We start from the raw sequence: 20754 nt of genomic DNA, 5'->3' as shown, positions 1-20754 counted from the left end.
CGTTCGTATCATGCTTTAATCGAATTTCCAGACTAGCACTCTATCAATATGATATTGCCGGGCTCACCCGCAGGGCGTTACCGTGGTGTTATGCAACTGTGTTACAGTATTTGAAAAGGGAGTAACTCTTTCCAGCGTGCTGTGCCTTGTTGCATAACACCACGAACGCTGTACCTGGCAATATCATATTGATAGAGTACTAGATAAATCCGCTGAAATATTTGTTTGTCCAAATGATGGACGCCTTCCTTTTCCACAGGGAACAAAGGCAGTTAATACGGATTAAAGAAAATTCCTTTGCGAGCCCGGCGATATCATATGGATAGTGTACTGAATTCGGTAACTAAGTTACTAGCGGTGTTCGAGGAAAACGCACATGAAAGAAAATATTTCAGAATTTTCCGATATAAATTGCCGAAAAATTTTCGACACAAGTCTGGATGCGATTTTTATTGTTGATACAAAAGGCAAAATTCTCTTCGCAAATCGAACTGCTGTAAAACGTTATGGTTATAGTCTCAAAGAAATAAAAAAAATGAATATTTCGGAGTTGGCTGCTCAGGAAATGAAAAGTCAGCAACCGATCAAATTCAATAAGCCCCCAAGATCCAAAGAAATTTACGAATGGAAACACCGTTGCAAGGATGGAAGTGAGCTTCCGGTAGAAATCCATACACACTCAATTATTCACAACAAAAAACGCATCTTTTTTTTGAGTGTCCGTGATACCAGCATGCGTAAAGATTTTGTGCCGGAACTTCAGAGTCGAAATCAGATGCTGGAAAGGATTTTGAATACCGAGCCTGGCATGGTTTACATTTTTGATTTGCTGGAGCGCGAAAACGTATATATCAACAAGCAATGGGTGGCAACTTTTGGCTATACGGCTGAAAAAACTCAGACAAAAAAAAGAAAATTAACCAGGATTATTCATCCGGAAGATCGATCCGTCATTGCCGAAAGTCAAGATGCATGGCGAAATGCTTACGAAGGAGAAACGCGTTCGATCGAATATCGCGTTTCGTCTAGGCAAGGCGACTGGCATTGGCTGGTCAGCTATGAAACCCCTTTTACATGCAACGAGGAAGAGCACGTTTGTCAGATACTGGGCATCGCTTATGACATTACCCAGCGCAAGCACGCCGAAATATTGCTTGGTGGACAAAATCGCATACTGGAGATGATTGCTACTGGTACGCCGGTTTCTGAAACACTCACCGCATTGATTCGTATTGTTGAAGATCTGGCGCCCGGCATGATGGGCTCCATTCTTCTGCTCGACGATGACGGTATCCACTTGCGACACGGTGCGGCGCCGAATCTGCCTGACGAATACAATGTTGCGGTTGAAAGCCTGTCAATTGGCCCTGTTGCGGGTTCATGCGGTACGGCAGCTTTTCGCAAGGAAGCGGTATTCGTTGAAAATATTGCAACTGATCCACTTTGGGCACCTTACAAATCAATTGCGTTATCGCATGGATTGCGTGCTTGTTGGTCAATCCCCATTTTTGATGTCAACAAAGAAGTGATAGGCACTTTTGCGATGTATTACCGGAAGCCCGGTCTACCTGAGGCGGAGCATCTGCGACTCATTGATGTCGTTACACATATCGCTGCCATTGCAATCAACTGTGACAAGACCGATAACGTGCTGCGCCGAAGCGAAGCACGTTATCGCTCACTGTTCGAATACGCGCCTGATGGCATTGTAGTGGTGGACAATCAGGATTATTGTCTCGACGTGAATGCAAGCGCCTGCCGCATGTTGGGCTATAACCGCGATGAATTGACTGGTCTTTGCATTACTAATTTCATCAAACAAATCAAGACCGGACATCCCGGTTCCGCTTTTAAGGCAATTAAAGCCAAGATGAATAATCAGCAGGAGTGGCAATTCGAGCGTAAGGATGGATCACATTTTACGGCTGAAATGATGGCGGCCACAATGCCTGACAATAACTTGCTGTGCATGTTTCGCGATATCACAGAACAAAAGGATACCGAGTTCCGGCTTAAACAGCTTGCGCAGCTCTATGCGGCACTCAGTCAATGTAACCAGGCGATTGTACGCTGTACCAATACAGTAGAACTATTACCTCAGATCTGTCGTGATGCGGTAAATTTCGGCGGAATGAAAATGGTATGGATCGGCATGATTGATGAAGCTGACAAGCTGATCAGGCCAGTTGCCTCGTTTGGCACTGGCATTGCCTGTCTGCAAGAATTCGAATTTCCAATAGACACCGCTTTTTCCAATTCCGGGTATGACATACCCGTAGCTGCTATTCGTGAAAAAAAAGCAATCTGGTGTCAGGACATTATGAATGACGCAATGACTGTGACCTTGCGTACACACGCAATAGAATACGGTTGGGGAGCTGCAGCTTCTTTGCCCCTGTATTGCAAGGGAGAGGTTGTGGGCGTTTTCAATTTGTTTCGTGGTGACACGTTTTCTTTTGATGAAGCGGTGCAGAAGCTGATCATCGAAATGGCAGCTGACATCAGTTTTGCATTAAATAATTTTGCTATCGAGAAAGAGCGCGCACAATCCGTGGAAGCATTGCGGTTAAGCGAGCAGTATTTACGGACGATTATTGAAACAGAGCCGGAATGTGTGAAAGTCGTCGGCAAAAATGGCAAAATCCTTGAAATGAATGCGGCAGGCCTTGCAATGCTTGAAGTGGATTCATTGGAAATTGTAAAACAGCATGATCTCGCTGATTTTATACTTCCCGAATATCGCGATGCTTTTAAAGCTTTACACCAGCACGTAATGAATGGCGGCCACAAGACGCTAGAATTCGAAATACGAGGACTAAAAGGCACAAAACGCTGGCTTGAAACCCACGCTGCTCCGATGCGGGACGAGCATGGGCACGTTGTGACGCTGCTTGGCATTACCCGTGACGTCAGCGAGCGCAAGCGTAACGAAGCACGTATCAAATACCTGGCAAATTTTGATGCCCTGACAGGTCTGCCCAATCGCACTCAGTTGGACAATCATCTTAATTACGCGCTGAATCTGGCAAAACGCAGCAATGGCCGCCTGGCGCTGATGTTCGTCGATATTGACCGGTTCAAGGATATCAACGATACACTTGGGCACAGTGTCGGCGATGCATTTTTAATCGAAGCATCCAGGCGCTTGAAGCTGGCATTGCGCACGGAAGATACAATATCCCGTTTGGGCGGCGATGAATTTATTTTGTTGCTGCCGGGTAATGAAGCTCGCGGCGCGGCGCAAGTAGCGCAGAAAATACTGCGCGTAATCTCTGATCCTTTTAGAAACGAGCACTTTGACCTGATTGTAACCGCGTCGATCGGTATTGCGCTATACCCTGATGATGGGTCGGATATTGAAACACTCTCGAAAAACGCTGATATTGCCATGTATCGGGCAAAACGAGAAGGCCGTGACGGTTATCGTTTCTTTACTTCGGAAATGCAGGCTCAGGCAACGCGTAATTTGCAATTGGTCAACGCCTTGCGCCATGCGTTAGAAAAAGAACAATTCATGATTTATTATCAACCGCAGGTATCTCTAAGGACGGGACATATCATCGGTGGCGAAGCATTATTGCGATGGCGGCATCCGGCACTGGGAAATGTTGCGCCGGATGAATTCATTCCGGTTGCTGAAGATTCCGGCGTTATTTTGCAGATTGGCGAATGGGTGTTGCGTACGGCTGTGAGACAGCTAAAAGACTGGATAAATAGAGGCCACTCCCCTATTACTATTGCCGTCAATTTATCGGCAGTGCAGTTTCGTCACGCCAGTTTGCTCGATATGATCATACGCCTTCTCAATGGAGAAGCAGTTGCACCCGAATATTTGGAGCTTGAGTTAACCGAAGGCGTAGCGATGCATGACCCGCTGGGAGCGATATCGGTGATGAGCAATCTGCATGAACTCGGTATCCGCATGTCAATTGATGATTTCGGCACTGGTTATTCATCATTGAGCTATTTGAAAAAATTCAAAGTATATAAACTCAAGATTGATCGGTCATTTGTGCGCGACATTACTACAGACCAAGAAGATAGGGCTATCGTTGCCGCTATTATCAGTATGTCCAAAAGCCTTGGTCTGAAGACTATTGCTGAAGGTGTGGAAACAAACGAACAACTTTCTTTTTTGCGTGAACAAGGATGTGGTGAAGCACAAGGCTATTACTACAGCAAACCGGTACCTGCTGATCAGTTTGAACGTTTGTTAACAAATAACAAAACATAATAAAACGCCTGCGTAGCGTCTCTCAAACAGAATTAAAATAAATTGCTGCCCATAACATAATCGGGTGATTCTGTACTTTTTAATTTTGAATTTACCGGTGAGAATAAGCTTAAACAGCTTTATTCGAGTTTAAGTTTATATCGGTAAATCAGCCATGCACTTCGTGATTTTTTCCAGCGGATTGTTTGCGTGTTGTATCAATACTCGCGGCATTATGATTTCTTCTGCGTTCTATGCATGCACGGCGGCAGCGTGTTTCATTTGATATCAAGCCGAGTAAACAAAGCATTGTAGTTTTATAAATGTAAAGTCGGCTTGTAGAGCCGTTTGTTGCTATCAATGCCGGTTAAAAATTCGGGAAATAGTGGTTTTTTCGCAACAACCTGAATTGTTTTGCTGTTTTTTCCGTTAAAACGTGTTCGGGCCTGTTTCTTTTAAACAGTAAATTGTGGGATAAATCACTAACTGTCTTTGCTTTTACTGCTAGGCTGCATGATGTCTAATAAGATTTCTTGTTAACGAAAGGCGGAGGGCTGCAAAATGGAAATGGAATATTCTTTTGAAGAAATAAACGATTTTGATGATACGGAAGAGTTGATGGAAGACATGATCTCGGACAGCCATGTTGCAAGAATCATCGACGAAATGGAATTTGCCGAGAATGAATTGGATGATCTTGATTATTTTGATGGATCTGGCATTCAATTCGATATGAAAGATATGTATTGATTTGTTGTTGTATTTTATTAGGAGAAAATGTGATAGAAACAGTTAGGGTCAGGTTGTGCGCTGCTTGTTCCATGCTGTGAAGCAACCTGATCAACCATCTATTCGACCTTAGGCTGTAACCTCGCATAGTTATGTTCTGCTTTTTTATTGTCTTTATTAGTTTCCAGGCCAACCCCTATTCAGCCAAAATGTTCATATAGTCAGAACCGAAATTATCATTACTGGCCTTTTCCATTTTTACGTTTGTGTATCTTATTATTGAGAACTTGCAGTTGTGTTTAGTGTGATTAACGCTCACACTTTATGAAGGGCGCTTGCCTTCAAAAAATTCCACAGAATAATTCAAAACGAAAGATCATCATATAAGGACCATAAAGGACAAATCATATGAGAAAGCACATTCATTGGATCTTGCCTGGGATATTCGGTCTGTTCCTGCTAGGCACTGGCGGCTGGGTCTGTGCGGAGCCTGTGGCGGTTGCGAGCGAGGCGCGGACTGTTGCGCAGTATAATTACATCATTCATATACTGGCGATGCTGTTAATCGGTTTTGGTTTTTTAATGGTTTTTGTGCGCCGCTATGGTTTTGGCGCGGTTACAGGAACCTACCTGGTCGTTGCCGTTGGATTGCCGCTTTACATTTTGTTGCGCGCCAACGGTGTTTTCGGGCATCCTTTAAATCCGCATACGCTTGATGCAATCTTGTTTGCAGAGTTGGCGGTTGCAACGGCGTTGATTGCGATGGGTGCCGTGCTTGGCCGTCTGCGTGTTTTCCAATACGCATTGCTGGCGTTGTTAGTGGTGCCGCTTTATTTGTTAAATGAGTGGATTGTTTTAGATGATGCGCTTGGTTTGACGACGGGATTTCAAGACACGGCGGGTTCGGTTGTGATTCATGCATTCGGTGCTTATTGCGGTTTGGCCATGTCGATAGTGTTGACTACGGCCTATCAGCGCGGCAAGCCGGTTGAGTCTGATCATACTTCGGACCGGTTTGCCATGATCGGCTCGATGGTGTTATGGCTTTTCTGGCCCAGTTTCGCCACCGCGCTCGTGCCGCTGGAAAATATGCCGCAAACTGTGGCCAATACATTACTGGCGCTATCGGGCGCCACGATTGCAACGTATTTTCTGAGTTACAAAATGAATGGCGGTAAAACATCTATGGTCGATATGGCCAATGCTGCACTGGCTGGAGGTGTCGGCATTGGATCGGTTTGTGATGTTGTATCACCGGCAGGCGCGTTTGGTATCGGCTTGCTGGCCGGTACCATCTCGGTTCTGGGATATGTTTTTTTACTGCCCACATTGGAAAACAAATTTAAGCTTCTGGATACTTGTGGCGTGCATAATCTGCATGGCATGCCTGGTCTGCTGGGCGGATTCAGTGCATTGTTGGTCATACCCGGTATTGCTACTGCACAGTTAACCGGTATTGGGATAACCCTGGGGATTGCGATTGTCGGCGGCCTTGTCGCTGGATTAGTTATTAAAATAACCGGCACAACGCGCGAGCCATATGAAGATAGCGTTGAGTTTATGCATATGGCCGGCCCGGAAACCGAGCGTGAAATAGAAATGGTGCGGGCGCGCATCAAGACACTGGAAAGCAAAATTGCCTTGCTCACAATGCAGTCTGAGGATCAGCCGCAGGAAATCAAGGGCATGTTTGCCGGACTGGAATCGCAGATTGAGACGCTGGAAAATGAGATTAGAGCGTCGCAATCTGAATCGATACTGCATAAGCCGGATTCATAATGCACATGTGATCATGGCTTGTCGCTCAATTTCAGGCAGCGGACTGAGCAGTTTATAAGGCCGCAGGGTGATTTATGGAAAATTCCTGGATTAATTGTTTAACGCGCATGTCATGGCTGCCCTGCCAGTAGATCTGGCTGCAATCAGGACAAATCAGAAATTTGTCATAGTATTTTTTTGTCAGCGGTTTCAAACGATGGGAAATAGAATGCTTTTCGGTTTGTATTAGTTTTCCATTGCAATACGTGCAGCGTGTCAGCGGCCTTAGCCATGGGTGCAGATTGAATTTGGCTAAAACTTCCTTGACCTGAATTTTAGGTGCTTCAGCGCGTACAAAATAGCCATAACGGATAATTTTGCGCTGCAGCAGTTTGCGGTCACGGGTAAGTACGATGCGCCGTGATATGCTGGAAATTTCCGCGATGGCGGCATCAGCAAAATGGTTGCGATACAGACAGTCAAAACCGAGCAATCTCAGATAGCGCGCCAGTCTTCCCAAGTTGACGTCAACCACAAAACCGGGATTATCGGTTATTTGCGGAGCCAGATGCACTAACGGAATATGGCCGATTGACGGGGCTGAAGCATAGGCGGGATAAGCATGTATGTCATCACCATGCTGAACATAATAATTGAAGTCAACCGATACGCCGTTGACAATAATCAGATCGATCTCGGTATGCGGAACATTATAAGATTCGATGACATCCTTGATTGATGCCTTGTGGTTAAAGCAATGCGTGACTGCTTTGTTTCGTTCGGTCGGTGCAAGAAAGTCATTAAGCTCAGCATAGAAATGCAGGCGGGCCTGTTTCATCGGTTAAATATTATTTCGTATTGACGCCGGTAATCGTGTATTTACATAGAAACTGAAAAATTTTTCACGTATAATTTCCTTCCCAAGAAGCAGGGCATATCAGTATTCTCTGCTTAATTTCCCGATCAAGTCAAAACCCGAGGAGTTCTTTGTGTCACAACGCCCATCCGCCATTCTTGCACTCGCAGATGGGACAGTTTTTTATGGCGTATCTATTGGCATTGAGGGTATCACGGCAGGGGAGGTTGCTTTTAATACGGCAATGACAGGTTATCAGGAAATACTGACCGATCCCTCCTACTGCCGACAGATCATTACACTGACTTGTCCGCACATAGGCAACACAGGCACCAATTCGCAGGATTTTGAGTCGGGTCATGTTGATACGGTTCATGCTGCCGGATTGGTGATCCGTAATTTGCCGCTGATGGCCAGTAACTGGCGCTGCGAGAAATCATTGGCGGATTTTCTTGCAGGCCAGCAAGTAGTTGCGATTGCCGATATCGATACGCGTAAGTTGACACGTATTTTGCGCGAAAAGGGCGTGCAGTCCGGATGTATCATGGCTGGACAGATCGATAACGATCGAGCGCTCGCCCAGGCGCGCGCATTTCCGGGTCTGGCAGGCATGGATCTGGCCAAGGTTGTATCCTGCCAGCGTCCATATACCTGGAATCAAGGCGAATGGTCGCTAGTATCCGGTTATCAGACACAAGCCGAAATATGCTTCCATGTTGTGGCAATTGATTTTGGTATTAAGCGTAATATTCTGCGTAAATTGGCGCACCGTGGTTGTAAAATAACTGTCATGCCGGCACAGACGCCGGCTGAAGCAATAATGGCATTAAAACCCGATGGCGTGTTTTTATCAAATGGCCCTGGGGATCCGGAACCTTGCGATTATGCTGTCTCCGCAACGCGTGCGTTACTGGATAAAAATATTCCGATTTTTGGCATATGTCTCGGACATCAGCTGTTGGCACTGGCAAGTGGAGCCCGTACCGTTAAAATGAAATTCGGTCATCATGGCGCCAATCATCCGGTTCAGGATGTAAACAACCTGAAAGTTTTTATAACCAGCCAAAATCATGGCTTTGCCGTAGACGTCGATACGCTTCCCGATACTGCTCGAGTAACGCATGTCTCATTGTTTGACGGCAGTCTTCAGGGATTCGAGTTGCTTGACAAACCTGCTTTCTGCTTTCAGGGTCATCCTGAAGCAAGCCCGGGACCACATGATGCCGATTATCTGTTTGACCGTTTTATTGACATGATGCGCCGTTCCAGACATTAATACAGTTCAGCTTTCTTATAATAAATAATAAAATCCATTCCTTTACTGATCATGCCTAAACGTACCGACATTCAATCTATTCTTATTATCGGTGCCGGGCCGATTATTATTGGTCAGGCATGCGAGTTTGATTATTCCGGTGTGCAGGCGTGCAAGGCTTTGCGTGAGGAAGGTTATCGCATCATTCTGGTAAATTCCAATCCGGCAACGATTATGACCGATCCAGAAATGGCTGATGCAACGTATATCGAACCTATTACCTGGAAAATGGTAGAAAAAATCATTGATGTGGAACGTCCTGATGCGCTATTGCCGACCATGGGTGGCCAGACGTCGCTTAACTGCGCGCTTGATTTGGTCAAGCATGGCGTTTTGGAAAAATATCATGTGGAATTAATTGGTGCATCGCGCGAAGCAATTGACAAAGCCGAGGATCGCGAGAAATTTAAACAGGCGATGACCCGGATCGGGCTTGACTCAGCACGTTCGGCTGTGGCGCACAGTATTGAAGAGGCGATGCAGGTGCAGGCAATGATGGGTTACCCCGTGATTATCCGTCCCTCGTTTACTATGGGCGGCAGTGGTGGCGGTATCGCTTATAACCGGGAAGAATTTGTCGATATTTGTGAACGTGGATTGGATGCTTCACCGACCAAGGAACTGTTGATTGAAGAATCTGTTATCGGTTGGAAAGAATTTGAGATGGAAGTAGTGCGTGATAAGCAGGATAACTGCATCATTATCTGCTCTATCGAAAACCTCGATCCAATGGGTATTCATACCGGTGATTCGATTACCGTTGCTCCGGCTCAAACCTTGACTGACAAGGAATACCAGCTGATGCGTGATGCATCCATCGCGGTGTTGCGTGAAATTGGTGTTGAGACGGGGGGTTCCAATGTGCAGTTTGCCATTAATCCGGATGACGGCCGCATGCTCATTATTGAAATGAATCCGCGTGTGTCGCGTTCTTCGGCGCTGGCTTCCAAGGCCACTGGTTTTCCGATAGCTAAAATTGCGGCCAAACTTGCAGTGGGCTATACCCTGAACGAACTGGGTAACGATATTACCGGAGGCACTACACCGGCTTCATTCGAACCGACTATTGATTATGTTGTAACCAAGGTGCCGCGTTTCGCATTTGAAAAATTTCCGCAGGCCAATGACCGTTTAACCACGCAAATGAAATCGGTTGGGGAAGTCATGGCGATTGGCAGAACCTTTCAGGAATCCTTGCAAAAGGCGCTGCGTGGACTGGAAATCGGCGTGGACGGTCTCGATGAGAAAACCGATAACTTGGAAAAAATCCGCTCTGAGTTGGCTAATCCGGGTGCGGAGCGAGTCTGGTACGTGGCCGATGCGTTTCGCTGCGGTGTGACGCTAGCGGAAGTATTTAAGTTAACCCGCATAGATCCGTGGTTTCTCGCGCAAATTGAGAATTTGGTTCGGCAGGAGCTGGCATTGTCCAAGAAGCGGCTGGAAACACTCGAAGAGAAAACGCTTCGGGAGTACAAGCGGAGCGGATTTTCTGATCGCAGACTGGCTAAATTGTTGCACACGGATCAAACTGCGGTGCGCATATATCGACACCAGTTCAATCTTCGTCCTGTCTACAAGCGTGTGGATACATGTGCCGCGGAATTTGCCGCGAGTACTGCATATATGTACTCCACATATGAAGAAGAGTGCGAAGCTTCGCCAACGGATAGGAAAAAAATTATTGTGTTAGGCGGCGGACCGAACCGGATCGGACAGGGCATTGAATTCGATTATTGCTGCGTGCACGCGGCTTTTGCATTGCGTGAGGACGGCTATGAAACGATTATGGTCAATTGCAATCCTGAGACTGTATCGACTGATTACGACACCTCGGACCGGTTATATTTTGAACCACTGACACTTGAAGATGTACTCGAAATTGTGGCGGTGGAAAAACCGCAAGGTGTGATTGTGCATTACGGCGGCCAGACTCCGCTTAAACTTGCGCGCGATCTTGAAGCCAATGGTGTGCCGATTATTGGAACCAGTCCTGACATGATTGATTGTGCGGAAGATCGCGAGCGTTTCCAAAAAATGCTGCAGGATTTGGGGTTAAAGCAACCCCCGAATCGTACTGCGCGTAATCCGGAAGCCGCTTTGGTTGCTGCGGGGGAAATTGGCTATCCGCTGGTTGTCCGTCCTAGCTATGTTCTGGGTGGCCGGGCCATGGAAATCGTGCATGAACAGGGGGATCTTGAACGGTACATGCGAGAGGCGGTTAAGGTATCCAATGATTCTCCCGTTTTGCTTGACCGTTTTTTGACTAATGCGGCTGAGGTTGATATTGATGCAATTCATGATGGTGAGACCGTTCTGATCGGTGGCATTATGGAGCATATTGAACAGGCAGGTGTTCACTCGGGTGACTCAGCCTGCTCCTTACCGCCATTTAATCTTCAACCGGAGATGCAGTCTGAATTACGGCGGCAAACGGCAGCCATGGCACGTGCGCTGAAAGTTGTCGGGTTAATGAATGTGCAGTTCGCTATTCAGGATGGAAATGTATATGTGTTGGAAGTCAATCCACGGGCATCCCGGACGGTTCCATTCGTATCCAAAGCGACCGGCTTGCCGCTCGCCAAGATTTCTGCACGCTGCATGGCGGGTAAGACCTTGCGGCAACAGGGCTTTTCTCGAGAAATAACACCCTCATTTTATTCTGTAAAAGAAGCTGTTTTTCCCTTTATAAAATTGCCGGGCGTCGATACCATTTTAGGGCCGGAAATGAAGTCTACGGGTGAAGTGATGGGAGTTGGCGATACCTTTGCTGAAGCTTTTGTAAAATCTCAATTGGCATCTGATATCCGTCTGCCAAATTCAGGCAAAGCCTTCATCAGCGTGCGTCAATCGGATAAATTTCATGCAATCGAAATTGCACGCGATCTTGCGCAGCTAGGTTTTAAGCTTTATGCTACTAGAGGTACGGCAGCAACGCTGGTGGAAGCTGGATTGGAGGTCGTTACGGTCAACAAAGTGGCAGAAGGGCGTCCGCATATTGTTGACATGATCAAAAATGGTGAGATCAGTTTAATTATCAACACCGTCAAAAACAAAAGCAGCGCTATACGCGATTCCTACTCGATTCGTCATGCGGCGCTGCAGGCCAGAGTGACTTATTATACGACCCTGGCAGGCGCGCGGGCTGCCTGTATGGGGATGATTAATATGCAGGAATTAAAAGCATACAATTTGCAGAGATTGCATGCATAGTAATCACGTGTAATCAGTATTTACTGTAGGTAAATTTGAAAGACAAACAGGGATAAAGAGTAACAATGGATACAATTCCTTTAACTGTGGCAGGCGCGGAAGCGCTGCGTAATGAATTACATGAAATGAAAACGGTGCATCGTCCTGCCGTCATTGCGGCAATTGCTGAGGCGCGTTCGCACGGTGATCTTTCTGAAAATGCGGAGTATGACGCAGCCAAAGAGAAACAAGGCTTCATTGAGGGGCGAATTGCCGAACTAGAAACCAAATTGTCCAATGCGCAAATCATCAATCCGACGCTTATTAATGCGGATGGGGCGTGTGTGTTTGGTGCAACCGTAGAATTGGAGAATTTGCAAACCGGTGAATCGACAACGTATCAAATTGTTGGCGATGATGAGGCCAATATCAAAAATGGTAAAATTTCTATCAGTTCTCCGATTGCGCGCGCACTGATCGGTAAATACGAGGGGGATATTGCGGAAGTTCAGGCGCCCGGCGGAATTCAAGAATATGAAATTATAAGTGTTAAATATGTTTGAGTGCCATTCGGTTTTGTGCTATCGGTGCAGTCAATGTCAGTTTTGGTAGCTGCGTTTGGTGCGGCGCGGTTCGCGTTTGTGCCGCTGAGTTTTGATTGCAGCAGATTTTTTTTGATCGGTACCTTCGGGTTTAGGCCGGTAGATCACAAAAGTTTTTCCCATTTGTTGAACAGGTGCAGCGTTGAGTTTTTGGCAAATAGCTTCAAGCATGGTTTTTCGCGTATCATGGTCGCCCAAATGTACCTTGATTTTGATTAATTCGTGACTCAGTAATCCGTGATCGAGCTCTTTTAGTACACTTTTTGTAAGTCCCGCTTTTCCAATGAATACAGTGGGATTCAACGCATGTCCTTGGGCAGAAAATTGGCGGCGTCGGGTAATACTTAGTGTCAGCATCATCATATGAGTAATTTACAAACAGTCGCAATTCTACGCTATGGCGCGCGCTAAAACCAGCAAAGCTTGGATGCAAGCGCACGTGAATGACAGTTACGTCAATTTGGCTAAAAAAAATGGTTTCCGTTCTCGTGCCGCTTATAAATTGCTTGAAATTAATGAACGTGATCGTATACTAAAGAAAGGGATGGTTGTAGTTGATCTCGGTGCGGCACCCGGCAGCTGGTCGCAGGTTGCTGCGCAACTGGTCGGCAGTCAAGGTAGCGTTATTGCTTTGGATATTCTTGAAATGCAACCATTGCCCGGTGTTTTGTTTATCCAAAATGACTTTCGTGAAGACAGCGCTGTTGAAATGCTGGATAAGATTTTGGCGGAGCGTTGTGCAGATGCGGTTATTTCTGATATGGCACCTAACATAAGTGGAATAAGCGTGAGCGACCAAGCACGCAGTATGTACTTGGCTGAACTGGCATTGCATTTTGCAATGGATAAACTGAACTACGGCGGAAATTTTTTGGTCAAAGTGTTTCATGGAAGTGGTTTCGATCAATTTTTACAAACGATGCGAAGCGGATTTAAGAAAGTTCTGGTGCGAAAACCAAAGGCTTCTCGTGATCGCAGTAACGAAATTTATTTGCTTGGGCTTGAAAAGAAACTGTAAAAAAAGCAAAATTTAGGTAACAATAAAAAGTCTGGCATAATTTGAAAATTGATTAAACGCACTTAATTTATATATTTTTTTCTAGATTACACTGTTCAGTACTTTGATTTTGTGCGTGTATTGAAAAAGAGTCTGTATCGTGTAAATGGAAAATTTCTGAAAGGTGCAAACCAAGGAGATATTTTGAATAACTTATTTAAGAATATGGCCATTTGGCTTGTGATTGCACTCATCTTGATGACGGTATTTAACCAATTCAGCGTGCGACAACAAGCGCAGGTGCCGATTGATTATTCACAGTTTATTTCTGATTTGAATCGTGGCCGTATTGCAAAAGTGGTGATCGACGGCCGGACGTTGAGAGGTACTAATACGGATGGTGCTCGTTTTACCACTTACGCCCCTGCAGATCCCTGGCTGGTTAGCGATTTGCTGAAAGCCGGAGTCGTCATTGAAGCGAAACCAGAGGAAGAACCATCCATGTTAATGAGTATTTTCATTTCATGGTTCCCGATGTTACTGCTTATTGCGGTATGGATATTTTTCATGCGGCAAATGCAGGGTGGCGGTCGTAATGGAGGTGCGTTTTCTTTTGGTAAAAGCAAAGCTCGCATGCTTGACAAGTCTCAGAACCCGGTGACGTTTAACGATGTAGCTGGTTGTGAGGAAGCCAAGGAAGAGGTTGCCGAGTTGGTGGAGTTCTTGCGTGATCCGACCAAGTTTCAAAAACTGGGCGGCCGTATCCCGCGTGGTGTGCTCATGGTTGGCAGTCCGGGTACGGGTAAAACGCTTCTTGCGCGTGCTATTGCCGGGGAAGCGCAAGTGCCGTTCTTCAGTATCTCGGGATCTGATTTTGTTGAGATGTTTGTCGGTGTAGGTGCGTCGAGAGTGCGCGATATGTTTGAACAGGCCAAAAAGCATGCACCCTGCATTATTTTTATCGATGAGATTGATGCGGTTGGTCGCCAGCGTGGCGCCGGCTTGGGAGGCGGCAATGACGAACGCGAACAGACGCTTAATCAGCTTCTGGTTGAAATGGATGGTTTTGAGGGTTCACTGGGCGTAATTGTGATTGCAGCGACAAACCGCCCCGATGTCCTTGACCCCGCATTATTACGTCCAGGCCGTTTTGACCGGCAGGTAACTGTTCCGTTGCCTGATATTCGTGGACGCGAACAGATTCTGAATGTGCATATGCGTAAAGTACCGTTGGCTCCAGATGTAAAAGCTGACGTATTGGCGCGTGGAACTCCAGGCATGTCAGGTGCTGATCTGGCCAATTTGGTAAACGAAGCAGCCTTATTTGCAGCGCGCAGAAACAAGCGCCTTGTGGACATGGAAGACTTTGAAAATGCCAAAGACAAGATATTCATGGGTGCTGAAAGGAAATCAGTTGTCATGCCTGAGCGCGAACGAAAAAATACTGCTTATCACGAATCGGGGCATGCTGTGGTGGCATATCTGCTGCCAAAAACAGATCCAGTTCATAAAGTAACGATTATTCCAAGAGGACGTGCACTTGGTGTTACCATGCAGTTGCCGACCGAAGATCGTTTCAGCATGGAAAAGGATGAAATTTTGCAGAGATTGGCGGTGATGTTTGGTGGACGTATCGCTGAAGAAGTCTTTATGAATCAAATGACGACCGGAGCATCAAATGATTTTGAGCGCGCCACAGAATTAGCGCGTCAGATGGTAACCCAATGGGGAATGACAGATTCGCTTGGTCCCATGGTTTATGGTGAAAATGAGGGTGAGGTCTTTCTTGGACGCTCAGTGACCACGCATAAAAATATGAGTGAAGCAACCATGCAAAAGGTAGACGCTGAGATCCGGCGTATAGTTGATGAGCAATATGCGCTTGCACGCAAGCTGATTGAAGAAAATAAAGACAAGATCGAAGCGATGACGCAAGCATTACTCGAATGGGAAACCATCGACAGCGAACAAATCAAAGATATTATGGAGGGTCGTCCACCGCGTCCACCGAAACCACCTCAAACCGTGTCAGAGCAGGCAACAGAAGATGCATCTTCTGCTGACGAAGAAACAGAGGAAACTGATATTCCGCCACAAGGGGTTGCTAAAGAAACGGATTAATTTGTTCTCGACTTAGTGACTCGTCTAGGATACGGTTAGCTTAATCGTATCCTTTTTTTGTTCTCATTACTGATAGTCATGATATTGCCGGAACTGCATCCAATTCATACGGCAAGGCAGCCGCTTGTAATGGGCGTTGTTAATGTCACGCCTGATTCGTTCTCTGATGGCGGGTTGTTTTTTTCAACTGATAATGCCATAAAACATGCCAGAAAACTAATTGATGAAGGCGCCGATATATTGGATATCGGCGGTGAATCTACGCGCCCCGGTAGTGATCCGGTTAGTGTCGGTGAAGAGTTGCGGCGCGTAATGCCAATTATTGAGGCATTTGCAGGCAAAGAAATATTGATCTCAGTGGATACTTCAAAACCGGAAGTGATGCGGCGGGCGATGGATGCGGGAGTTGATATCATCAATGACGTCAAAGCTTTGCGTGGTTCCGGCGCATTGGAAGCAATTGTAGAAAATCATCGCGTGCTGATCTGTTTGATGCATATGCAGGGGAATCCCGCCAGTATGCAGGATAATCCACAGTATCAAAACATTGTTCAAGAAATTTATGATTTTCTTGAAGATCGCATTCGAGCAGTTACAGCTATCGGTGTGTCACGAGATCGTCTAATTATTGATCCCGGTTTTGGTTTTGGAAAAACTTTGCAACATAATCTTGCCTTATTGAATAATTTGCGCTATTTAACCCAACTACAAGTTCCGCTGCTAGTGGGATTGTCACGGAAATCGATGTTGGGCGCTGTTACAGGCAATTCTGTAGACCGACGCATCCATGAAAGTGTTGCGGCAGCTGTAATTGCGGTAAACAATGGTGCAAAAATTTTGCGTGTACATGATGTTAAAGCAACAAAAGATGCATTGGTTTTTTTGAGTGCCGTACAGGAAAGCAGCGATAAAAACATTAAGTTAAATTAGACCGTTGTCACATGGTATTATTTATTATCAGTATTGTTTTTCATTCACATTTCGGAAGTTAAATCATTGACTAAGAAATTTTTTGGAACTGATGGCATTCGAGGACGTGTTGGCGAAGAACCAATTACACCAGATCGAATTCTGAATCTGGGTTTTGCAGCGGGAAAAGTGCTGGCGGCGAAGGACTGGCACCTTATGGAGGGTGAGCGGCCCAAGGTATTAATCGGAAAAGATACGCGTGTATCGGGGTATATGCTGGAATCAGCGCTCGAAGCAGGGTTGTCTGCAGCGGGAGTTGATGTGTTTCTGTCTGGCCCGATGCCAACTTCTGCCATCGCTTATTTGATTCGAGCACTCAGGCTGCAAGCCGGTATTGTGATTTCTGCATCGCATAATTTGTTTGAAGATAATGGCGTTAAATTTTTTTCTGCTGAAGGTACCAAATTACCCGATGAAATTGAACGGCAGATAGAGGCGGTCATTGATTTCCCAGTGAAAACGATGCCTTCGGCGCAGCTTGGAAAGGTGCAGCGGCTTAAAGATGCCAGTGGGCGGTATATTGAGTTTTGCAAAAGTACATTTCCATATCATCTGGATTTGCGCGGACTGAGGATTGTAGTGGATTGCGCGCATGGTGCGGCTTACCATATTGCAGGACACGTGTTTCATGAACTGGGTGCAGATGTGGTGACTATAGGTGACCAGCCCAATGGCTTGAATATAAATTATGAGTGTGGCGCAACACACTGTTCTACGTTACAGGATGCGGTTAAATTGCATCAGGCTAATCTGGGTATTGCACTTGATGGTGACGGCGATCGCGTTATGATGGTTGATGAAAAGGGAATTATTTATGATGGCGACCAGTTAATTTATATCATTACAAAGCATCGACAACAGACCGGTTTTATGAAAGGCGGCGTAGTAGGTACGTTGATGACTAATATGGCGATTGAAAATGGAATTAAAAACTTGAATATTCCATTTCTGCGGTCCAAAGTGGGCGACCGTCATGTGATGGAATTGTTGCGTAAAGAAAATTGGTTTATTGGCGGGGAGAGTTCCGGGCATATTATCTGTCTGGATAAGCATACGACAGGCGATGGAATAATTTCTGCATTACAGGTATTGCATGCGTTGTGTGACAGTGGGATAAGTTTGGCCGAGTCAATACAAAACATTTCGCTTTATCCGCATAGGCTGATTAATGTAAAAGTTTCGCGGTCATCCAATTTTGTGGAGCATAAAGAACTTCAGAAAGTTGTTAAAGAAGCGCAATCCGATTTTAATGGACGGGGACGTGTTTTGTTGCGTGCCTCCGGAACCGAACCGTTGATACGCGTCATGGTGGAAGGAGAATCAGAACAAAAAGTAGAGCTCTGGGCCGAAAAGATTGCAGAAACAGTTCAGAAGGTTAGTGTTCAGACTGCTGAATAAGTCATGTTGTGACATCGAGATGGCTTACTCAGTGCAAGCTTGGTTTCATTATGAATAGAAAGGATGTTTCAAAATCTGATATCAAATTACTAAAAACAAATATCAGGGTTTCTAGAAATTTAAATTTTGGAGTACAGGAATGTTGAGTTTGATACGCTTGAAGCAAGCAGTCTTAATTGTAGTTTGCTGTTTGCTTTATATGAGCACAAATGCTGGTGCCAGTCCCATTATCAGAATTGATGGTTCAAGTACTGTTTATCCAATTATTGAAGCTGTAGCAGAGGATTTCCAAATTGCTAAACGCGGTGCCGTTCGAGTCACCGTAGGAATTTCAGGAACTGGTGGCGGTTTTAAAAAATTTTGCAGGGGAGAGCTTGATATAGTCAATGCTTCCCGCCCCATAACAGAGCTTGAAATGGACGCTTGTAAAAAAGCGGGCGTGCAGTATATTGAAATGCCGATCGCAATCGATGCATTAACGGTTGTAATTAATCCAAGAAATACTTGGAGTAGGACAATGACAGTGAAGGAACTCAAACGGTTTTGGGAACCGGCGGCTCAGGGTAAGATAAATAACTGGAGTCAGGTCAATCCTGCGTGGCCGGGTAAAAAAATTAAATTATTTGGTCCGGGCGCAGATTCCGGAACGTTTGAGTATTTTACAGAGGCTATTGTGGGCCGGGCAAAATCAAGCCGTGGGGATTTTACAGCTTCGGAAGATGATAATGTTTTAGTGCAAGGCGTTGCAAGTGATATGTATGCGCTCGGTTTTTTCGGTTTTGCATACTATATCGAGAATAAGAACAAAATTAATGCGGTTGCAATTGATAGCGGCGATGGCGGCGTGATTCCGTCAGCCAAAACTGTAGAAAACGGCAGTTATCAGCCGTTGTCCCGCCCTGTATTTATTTATGTGAATGCTGAATCCAGAAACAAACCTGAAATTCAGGATCTTGTAAAATTCTTTATGGAAAATGCAGCTGAGCTGGTGACCGAAGTTAAGTATTTCCCGCTTTCTTCTGTGATATACAAAAAGAATTTGGATAACTTGATTAATAACAGAGTCGGTACGGTATTTTTCGGTGAATCTGAAGTCGGGGTTGATTTAGAGAAAGTCATGAAGCATGATCCGCGGTTGTGATTATTTTGATTCATAACAGGAGCTGGCTTGTTTTTCTGTGCGTAAATAAGTGTATAAAATCAAAGAAATATTTGATATCAATTTCATTTTGATGTCAATGGGTTCAGTTCATTTTAAAGCATCCGGGACTTGTTAGGATTCCTGGCTGAAGAAAAAATACCCAGTGATGATCTTCTGTTAATAGTTCTTAAGCTAACGGTGAGGGTGATTATTCGGTGAATTGATAGCGCAATTGTCTTTAACCGATTGACTTGAGTAAATCAGATTTCCTGATTATTCGTGTCAAATAACAGGTTGATTGGATAAACTGGCAAATAAATAAGGCGGCAAAAGATTAGGTTGTAGTGGAAATTGTCAGATTAATTGAGGGCTGCAAATTGAGAAATTGCTCTTGTTTGATTCGTTTCGTTTAGTCTTCAGAAATTTTTGTTATACAATCCTACGTTTCGTTAGCGTGTTAGTGATCAGCGTGATTTTTATATACAAGAATTAAAATTTAATTTAAGCGACTGTTTATATTTCAAAAATTGGAGAAAATATGAAGGTAGTTTCTGGGTGCAGGTGGATAGCAAAATTAGTTGGTATTATACTGATTTCTGTTTTGGCGCTTCCGGTATATGCGCAGTTAATGCTTGCTCACGAAGGGCATCATGATGCGGGTGGATGTGAAATTAAAGATGGTGAATTTCCAATGACGTTTAGTGGCTATGAAGTGCCAGAAGGAGATATTCCACCTTTGCATTCATATTGTTCGAATATTCCGAAACCTGGCAAAGTGCAGCTGACTGTGGAGTTGCCAGACTGGGATTCACGCGAAATACCACTCGCTGTACGATTAGTGGAAGCCGGACACAGTGGTCAGGGCCATAGTGGTCATGAAAAACATCAGAATGGTGAGGCGGATGATGCCAATACTTCTGCGAGTGAAACTGCTGAAAAAGAAACTGATCACAGCGGACATGATGCACATGAAATGCATGGCGATCATGGCGTTCATGATAAGTCTGAGGGTGATCCGGGTGAAAATGATATTGTGTATATGCCTTATGCAGCACACAATTCAGGAATCATTGTCGTTTCAGCAGAGCTACAAAAAGGGCATTACGAAATTTTGCTTGAAAGAAAAAATGATGCAGATGAAGTTGTAGTGGCAGGGCGCGTTCCATTTGCCGTTGGCGGCAGTGGAGGGGGACATGCCGGACATGGGGGTGGATTCGGCGTGATGGAAATTGGTCTAGTAGCGCTGGTGGTTGGAGGTGCTGCATTTTATTTTATGCGCCGAAAAACCGCTGCCAAAGGCGAGAACAAATCATAATGTTTCTGATGGTCATCAGGTGCATGTAGCTTGCGCCCTTTTCAATAGCTAAATCTCTTGACAGTCTGAACATGACTGAGTAGTCTTTGTTGGAGTTTTAGAGGATTGAACGTGGTGAGGCGGGCTGAATAGTGTGATAATGCGGGGAGGC

Annotated in this window: 14 protein-coding genes; 12 read left to right on the top strand and 2 right to left on the bottom strand. The window is 45.3% G+C overall.

Translation table 11 applies throughout. The features are described 5' to 3' along the window. The first annotated feature begins 376 nt into the window (after positions 1 to 376). The 3 genes from BMY60_RS10940 to BMY60_RS10930 all read left to right on the top strand — a co-directional run bounded on the left by BMY60_RS10940 (position 377) and on the right by BMY60_RS10930 (position 6721). Complete coding sequence (locus BMY60_RS10940) at positions 377 to 4234, top strand: EAL domain-containing protein (RefSeq protein ID WP_090333600.1); 3858 nt, start codon at positions 377 to 379, stop codon at positions 4232 to 4234. 540 nt (positions 4235 to 4774) lie between these two features. After that, positions 4775 to 4963, top strand: a complete 189-nt coding sequence (locus tag BMY60_RS10935; RefSeq protein WP_090333599.1) for a hypothetical protein — start codon at positions 4775 to 4777, stop codon at positions 4961 to 4963. A gap of 387 nt (positions 4964 to 5350) precedes the next feature. After that, a complete protein-coding gene (locus tag BMY60_RS10930) occupies positions 5351 to 6721 on the top strand; it encodes an ammonium transporter family protein (protein WP_090333598.1) in 1371 nt (456 codons plus the stop codon). A gap of 52 nt (positions 6722 to 6773) precedes the next feature. Here the strand turns inward: BMY60_RS10930 and BMY60_RS10925 are convergent, their stop codons facing one another. Further along, positions 6774 to 7538 (bottom strand): Mut7-C RNAse domain-containing protein, encoded by a 765-nt coding sequence (locus BMY60_RS10925; RefSeq protein WP_090333596.1) that lies wholly within the window; start codon positions 7536 to 7538, stop codon positions 6774 to 6776. Positions 7539 to 7689: 151 nt separating this feature from the next. Between BMY60_RS10925 and carA the strand changes: the two genes are divergently transcribed. The 3 genes from carA to greA all read left to right on the top strand — a co-directional run bounded on the left by carA (position 7690) and on the right by greA (position 12623). Further along, positions 7690 to 8832, top strand: coding sequence for a glutamine-hydrolyzing carbamoyl-phosphate synthase small subunit (gene carA / locus BMY60_RS10920; RefSeq protein ID WP_090333595.1), 1143 nt, complete (start codon positions 7690 to 7692; stop codon positions 8830 to 8832). 51 nt (positions 8833 to 8883) lie between these two features. Next, complete coding sequence (carB, locus tag BMY60_RS10915) at positions 8884 to 12081, top strand: carbamoyl-phosphate synthase large subunit (RefSeq protein ID WP_090333593.1); 3198 nt, start codon at positions 8884 to 8886, stop codon at positions 12079 to 12081. Positions 12082 to 12146: 65 nt separating this feature from the next. Next, on the top strand, positions 12147 to 12623 hold the full coding sequence (gene greA / locus BMY60_RS10910; protein WP_090333592.1) for a transcription elongation factor GreA: 477 nt from the start codon (positions 12147 to 12149) through the stop codon (positions 12621 to 12623). Between the two features lie 36 nt (positions 12624 to 12659). Here the strand turns inward: greA and BMY60_RS10905 are convergent, their stop codons facing one another. After that, a complete protein-coding gene (locus tag BMY60_RS10905; RefSeq protein ID WP_256250802.1) occupies positions 12660 to 13025 on the bottom strand; it encodes a YhbY family RNA-binding protein in 366 nt (121 codons plus the stop codon). A 34-nt stretch (positions 13026 to 13059) separates the two neighbouring features. Here BMY60_RS10905 and BMY60_RS10900 point away from each other — a divergent pair, with 34 nt between their 5' ends. The 6 genes from BMY60_RS10900 to BMY60_RS10875 all read left to right on the top strand — a co-directional run bounded on the left by BMY60_RS10900 (position 13060) and on the right by BMY60_RS10875 (position 20603). Beyond that, positions 13060 to 13680 carry an RlmE family RNA methyltransferase gene (locus BMY60_RS10900; RefSeq protein WP_090333591.1) on the top strand — a complete coding sequence of 207 codons (621 nt, stop codon included), beginning with the start codon at positions 13060 to 13062 and terminating at the stop codon, positions 13678 to 13680. 183 nt (positions 13681 to 13863) lie between these two features. Beyond that, a complete protein-coding gene (ftsH, locus tag BMY60_RS10895) occupies positions 13864 to 15780 on the top strand; it encodes an ATP-dependent zinc metalloprotease FtsH (protein ID WP_090333616.1) in 1917 nt (638 codons plus the stop codon). A gap of 78 nt (positions 15781 to 15858) precedes the next feature. Further along, positions 15859 to 16710 (top strand): dihydropteroate synthase, encoded by an 852-nt coding sequence (gene folP / locus BMY60_RS10890; protein ID WP_090333589.1) that lies wholly within the window; start codon positions 15859 to 15861, stop codon positions 16708 to 16710. A 66-nt stretch (positions 16711 to 16776) separates the two neighbouring features. After that, positions 16777 to 18147, top strand: coding sequence for a phosphoglucosamine mutase (gene glmM, locus BMY60_RS10885; RefSeq protein ID WP_090333615.1), 1371 nt, complete (start codon positions 16777 to 16779; stop codon positions 18145 to 18147). A 199-nt stretch (positions 18148 to 18346) separates the two neighbouring features. Next, a complete protein-coding gene (locus BMY60_RS10880; RefSeq protein WP_256250803.1) occupies positions 18347 to 19288 on the top strand; it encodes a PstS family phosphate ABC transporter substrate-binding protein in 942 nt (313 codons plus the stop codon). A 538-nt stretch (positions 19289 to 19826) separates the two neighbouring features. Continuing rightward, positions 19827 to 20603, top strand: a complete 777-nt coding sequence (locus BMY60_RS10875) for a hypothetical protein (protein WP_090333586.1) — start codon at positions 19827 to 19829, stop codon at positions 20601 to 20603. The last annotated feature ends 151 nt before the right edge of the window (positions 20604 to 20754 follow it).

The sequence above is a fragment of the Nitrosomonas sp. Nm51 genome, from assembly GCF_900111165.1.
In the GTDB taxonomy this organism is placed as follows: Bacteria; Pseudomonadota; Gammaproteobacteria; order Burkholderiales; family Nitrosomonadaceae; genus Nitrosomonas.
This window is presented reverse-complemented; position numbering and strand designations above follow the sequence as displayed.